Source organism: Mitsuaria sp. TWR114 (assembly GCF_007997345.1).
Map to the genome: position 1 here is coordinate 1 of NZ_VOSR01000737.1, position 1440 is coordinate 1440.

The 1440-nt window shown below is 72.2% G+C and carries 2 protein-coding genes and 1 pseudogene; all 3 read left to right on the forward strand.

Features of this window, described 5'->3' with window-relative positions; translation table 11 throughout:
• A pseudogene (locus tag FUT87_RS29270) lies at positions 1 to 447 on the forward strand (hypothetical protein); the annotation flags it as partial.
• Positions 360 to 611, forward strand: a complete 252-nt coding sequence (locus FUT87_RS23375) for a hypothetical protein (RefSeq protein ID WP_147242557.1) — start codon at positions 360 to 362, stop codon at positions 609 to 611. The pseudogene FUT87_RS29270 and the gene FUT87_RS23375, both read left to right, overlap by 88 nt.
• Before the next feature lie 40 nt (positions 612 to 651).
• Positions 652 to 1440: ABC transporter transmembrane domain-containing protein (locus tag FUT87_RS23380; protein WP_255511989.1), on the forward strand; the 789-nt coding region annotated here is incomplete at its 3' end.

The following is a 1440-nucleotide window of genomic DNA, read 5'->3' on the forward strand; positions in this document are numbered from 1 at the left end:
GGCCTGGGCGCCGGTGCCGCGGGCGGCTGGGGCGGTCACGGCTGGTGGCAGGGCAAGCAGCAGGCCGCCGCGCTGGCCGCCGCCCAAGCCGCCGCGCGCGCGGCGGGCCGCGATCCAACCGTCCCCGAATACGTCCGCGACGCCGCCATCGCCCACGCCGTCTACCAGCCGGAAAAGCGCCACCCCGTCGAGGTCGGTGCCGACCAGGCGGACCACCTCGTCCAATGGCTGAGCAAGCGCCTGGGCGCGCAGTTGTACACCCCGGTGCTGCGCGATTACGGCTGGAAGCTGGTCGGCGGCCGCCTGCTGCCCGCGAGCGACGACCCCTCCGTCGGCGCGCGCTGGCCCGCGCGCAGTTCATGTACGAGAACGACGCCGGCGAGCGCTTCACGCTGTACGTCAGCACCGGCGCGGCATCACCGGAAGCCCCAGTCGCCTTCCGCCTGACGCAACGCACCGAGGGCGGCAGCACGACGCGCAGCCTGTACTGGATCGACGGCAAGCTGGCCTACGCGCTCAGCGGCAACTTCGACGAGAGACGTCTTCGCGTGCTCGCCGACCTGGTCCATGCCCGCATGGGCATGATTGCCCGCGCGGCCTCATCGCCCTGACCTTTCGACGTGAAAAGTCCGGCGGGCACAATGCGCCGCCATGTCGCTCACACGCCTGATCGCCGGCCACATCCGCGGCCATTGGCGGCCCTATGCCGCCAGCGCGCTGATGCTCAGCACCATCGCCGTCCTGACGGTCTGGATCCCGCGTCAGGTGGGCCATGTCGTGGACGCGCTCGTCGCGCACCGCCTCGCCGGCTGGGACCTGATCGCCCAGTTGAGCCTGCTGGTGCTCGCCGGCCTGGCGATCTACCTGCTGCGCGTGGGCTGGCGCCTGGCGCTGTTCCGCACCGCCTATGAACTCGGCCGGCAGCTGCGCACCCGCCTCTACGCCCAGCTGACGCGCCAGGGTCCGGCCTTCTTCCACGCCCAGCGCACCGGCGATCTGATGGCGCTCGCCACCAACGACGTCGACGCCATCGAGATGGCCGCCGGCGAGGCGCTGCTCGCCGCCTTCGACGGCTCGCTGACGCTGATCCTGGTGCTCGGGATGATGACGATCGGCGTCGACTGGCGCCTGGGCCTCGCCGCGCTGGTGCCCTTCCCCTTGATGGCCTATGCGTTCTGGCGCATCTCAACGCAGGTCCACGTCGCCTGGTCCGATTCGCTGACGCGCTTCTCCGCGCTGAACCAGCAGGTGCAGGACAGCCTCGCCGGCGTGCGCACCGTGCGGGCGCTAGGCCTCGTGCGGCGCAGCCGCGCGCAGTTCGGCGAGCTCGCGCGCGACGCCGGCGCGGCCGCCTACCAGGCGCAGCGCTGGGAGGCGATGTTCGAACCCGCCGTCGGCCTGTCTCTGGGCGCGGCCACGGTGATCGCGCTGGGCGTGGGC

Excerpts from the sequence above, each read along its gene's own strand:
- FUT87_RS23375 (WP_147242557.1), top strand. The coding sequence starts at position 360 with ATGTACGAGAACGACGCCGGCGAGCGCTTCACGCTGTACGTCAGCACC.